The organism is Syntrophorhabdaceae bacterium, from assembly GCA_028713955.1.
In the GTDB taxonomy this organism is placed as follows: Bacteria; Desulfobacterota; Syntrophorhabdia; order Syntrophorhabdales; family Syntrophorhabdaceae; genus UBA5609.
Window position 1 is genome coordinate 3,115 of the sequence record JAQTNJ010000188.1, and the last position, 3,007, is coordinate 6,121.

Sequence of the window (3,007 nt, forward strand, 5' to 3'; positions counted from 1 at the left end):
CCTATCTTCTCGTTGGCCGGTACCTTTACCTCACGGATAAGTCCTCTGAGGACCCCATCAAAAGGAGCCTCTACGGGGGTCTTATTCACATAGGCCACGATGTCACCTTTTTTTACACGATCACCGATCTTCTTATTAACATGCTTTATTGTTCCGGCGTGCGGTGACCGCAACACACGTTCAGTTGTATATCCCATGACAGGCCCGGGAATCCCCGTATGGGCCTCCGTTGACCCTTTGTAAAAGACCCTCCCAAGGTCCTGTCCCCTGTTGCTTTCAACAGCCAGGTGTACGTGAACGGGCGCAGTGAAACCCGGTCCCACACCGATAACAAGGGATGCTTCATCCTTTTTTGTCCCCAGGTTTTTCTTTGCCATAATAGCATCAACGATCACATCGGGTTTCAGGGCAGCTACTGCCTTCCATTTCGGATCTATGAGAACAGCGATCCGTCTCTTCTTCCAGACCGGTTCGATGTCTTTGACCGTATCAACCAGCTCTGCCGTGACACCCTCCACTTTTACCTTGTCTTCGTATACTGTTTCAGAAAATGCTACTGTCCTCCTGACAGTGATGGGTCTTGCGATCTCTGTCATTACTATCTTTGTTATATTTGCCATAAAGAGCCTGTGAGCAATACCGGTCGCCATCTCACCGGCACCCTTTATAAGCACCGTAAGAGAAGGCAGGGAGCAGGGAGCGGAGAGCGGAGAGTTGGGATTCAATTGCCGATTGCCGATTGCCGATTGCCGATTGCTTTTCTTCATGGTCCCTTCCCGAAGAAACAGGTCGGATAATGACAAACCCCGCATTGCATACACAATCCTCCGTAAGAAAGTTTTACCATATCCTTTTTGTACATCTTCTCGCCGGCCATAATCCTCGCGAGTATAATGTCCATAACGGTATATTTATTATAGTAGACACATGCCGGGGCACCCAGGATATACTTCCCTTTCAGACGCGCAACGAGAAACATCGCCCCGGGGAAAACAGGTGTCCCGTAAAACAAGACCTCTGCCCCGGTTGCTTCTATGCCATCCCTCGTCACATCGTCAGGATCGACAGAAAGACCGGCGGTGGTCATGACGATATCAGTTCCCATGTCAAGCTGCGCCATAATAGCATCCCTGATCGTTACTATATCGTCAGGTACAATCTTTTTATCCACCACTGTCAAGCCATAGCCCTTTAATTTCTTCTCAACAACATGGGAGCCGTCAGGTATCCTCCCGCTGTAGACCTCTGTTCCGGTGATCACAAGACCTATCTTCAACTGTTTGAAAGGGCTTATCCTTATAACACCCTGTTCCCCTGCCCGTTCAACCTTTTTCAGTTCACGTTCTTTGATATAAAGCGGAATGATCCTTGTTGCCGCGACAATATCGCCCGGCTTGACAGGATGTCTGTTTGGAACTGTGCTTAAGAGGATATCCTTGATCCTGTTTATCTCATAGAGGTAGCGGTCATTGACATAAAAAAGTCCGTTCACCTTGCTTATGATGCTGACCTTGCCTTCCTTTGGGGGCAACGGCTCCATATGTTCATCCATAATGGCCTGGGCTATCCTCATGCCCGCCTCGTTCTCATGCACTCCTTTTATTTCGCCTTCAAAAACGTAGAGGCTTCTTTTCCCAAGGTCCAGAAGCCTTTCTATGTCCTCTTTCTCAATGATCTTTCCTCTCCGGAATGCAACATCCTTTTTCTTGCCGGGGATAATCTCGGTGATATCATGGGCAAGAACGGTGCCGAGCGCTTCTTCGACGTTAACCTTTTTCAACTCTGTAGCCCCTTTCTTTTAAAAGATTGATCTCTTCCTCTGAATCAATATCAAAGATATTCCCTTCATCACCCTCTATGTATAACACATCTTCAGAATGTTTTTCTATAATTTCCCTCAAACCCCTGTCGCCCCCAAGGAGTTCCATCTCATTGCCGTATCGCTGAATATCGATGAGTACAGGGTGTCCCTTTTCACCTTTAAAGACCGGCAGCACGATCGGGGCCTTTCTCGTAAAAAATGCGTCGAGCATTACATCTATTATCCCACCGGCAACAAAGGGTTTATCGCCGAGCTGGAAAAAGACTCCCCACGGCTCCGCAAGAAAAGGAAGGGAGGCCCTTACGGAAGTCGACATCCCCTTCACGGACTCCCTGTTACGGATAATCTCCACGGAAAAACCGGCAAGCTCCTGTGCGATCGCATCGGGTGCGTTCCCCGTGACAACAAAGACCCTTTCTATGGCGGGCCGTAAAAAAGGCATTATCGCCCTTCTGATGACCGTTTCACCATCTATCCTGAGGAGAAGCTTATTATATCCGAGCCTTCTCGATGCCCCTGCGGCAAGGATGACTGCATAGATTGGTTTCATAATATCGGCTGAAGAATTATTGTCAATCTTTCCCGAGAACCTGGTTGAGGCTGTTCAAAAGCACATCGATATCGATGCCGTGGATCTCGGCGCCCTGTTGAACATCTTCAAAGAGAGCGGCCTGACAGCCGACGCAGCCCAATCCATACTTTTCGAAAACCGGGATGGTCTCCGGATATTTTCTTACGATTTCCTCGATTGACATCTTCTTGTCGATCATCCATTAAACTCCTTTATAAATTTCCGCCAGGATTGGTCTGATAACTGACGGTTGACAGCTTCACAACTTCTTAGAAAACATCCGCTGAAAAGATATAAATATGAGTATCCTTTGACTTCCACTCGTCCTTTGGAAGTCCTGCCTTATAACAGGTATGTTCGAGGAAGGCCGTTCTGTCCAGGTCATACTCCGTAGCGACCTGCGGGAGCAGAAGACCTGAATACGTACCTTTTTCGATGTATAGACCATGGACGCCAACCTTTATCTCGCTTACGTCATCTATCCTTCTCATTGGTGTAAGGACAGATATTTCAACATCGATATCCTTCCATTCATTTATGTTGACGGGATTAAACCGGGGATCGTGGAATGCCGCCTGAATGGCCATCTCCCTGATGGTCTCATGGAGAGGCAG

At 48.1% G+C, this 3,007-nt stretch carries 5 protein-coding genes; all 5 read right to left on the reverse strand.

All coding sequences use genetic code 11. The features are described from left to right. A partial coding sequence (yqeB, locus tag PHU49_13215) for a selenium-dependent molybdenum cofactor biosynthesis protein YqeB (protein ID MDD5244967.1) occupies positions 1-767 on the reverse strand: 767 nt, incomplete at its 3' end. Continuing rightward, positions 764-1,780 (reverse strand): molybdopterin-binding protein, encoded by a 1,017-nt coding sequence (locus tag PHU49_13220; protein ID MDD5244968.1) that lies wholly within the window; start codon positions 1,778-1,780, stop codon positions 764-766. The genes PHU49_13220 and yqeB, both read right to left, overlap by 4 nt. Next, the gene (locus PHU49_13225; protein ID MDD5244969.1) at positions 1,767-2,372 is read right to left on the reverse strand and encodes a nucleotidyltransferase family protein; all 606 of its coding nucleotides are present in this window, start codon (positions 2,370-2,372) and stop codon (positions 1,767-1,769) included. The genes PHU49_13220 and PHU49_13225 overlap by 14 nt, the downstream gene beginning before the upstream one ends. A 22-nt stretch (positions 2,373-2,394) precedes the next feature. Then, complete coding sequence (locus PHU49_13230; protein ID MDD5244970.1) at positions 2,395-2,592, reverse strand: DUF1858 domain-containing protein; 198 nt, start codon at positions 2,590-2,592, stop codon at positions 2,395-2,397. 70 nt (positions 2,593-2,662) lie between these two features. Beyond that, positions 2,663-3,007 (reverse strand): AmmeMemoRadiSam system protein A (gene amrA, locus PHU49_13235; protein MDD5244971.1); only part of this gene is annotated, 345 nt, incomplete at its 5' end.

Bases quoted from the DNA above. Each gene is read 5' to 3' on its own strand.
- PHU49_13225 (MDD5244969.1), bottom strand. From the start codon at position 2,372: ATGAAACCAATCTATGCAGTCATCCTTGCCGCAGGGGCATCGAGAAGG.
- PHU49_13230 (MDD5244970.1), bottom strand. From the start codon at position 2,592: ATGATCGACAAGAAGATGTCAATCGAGGAAATCGTAAGAAAATATCCG.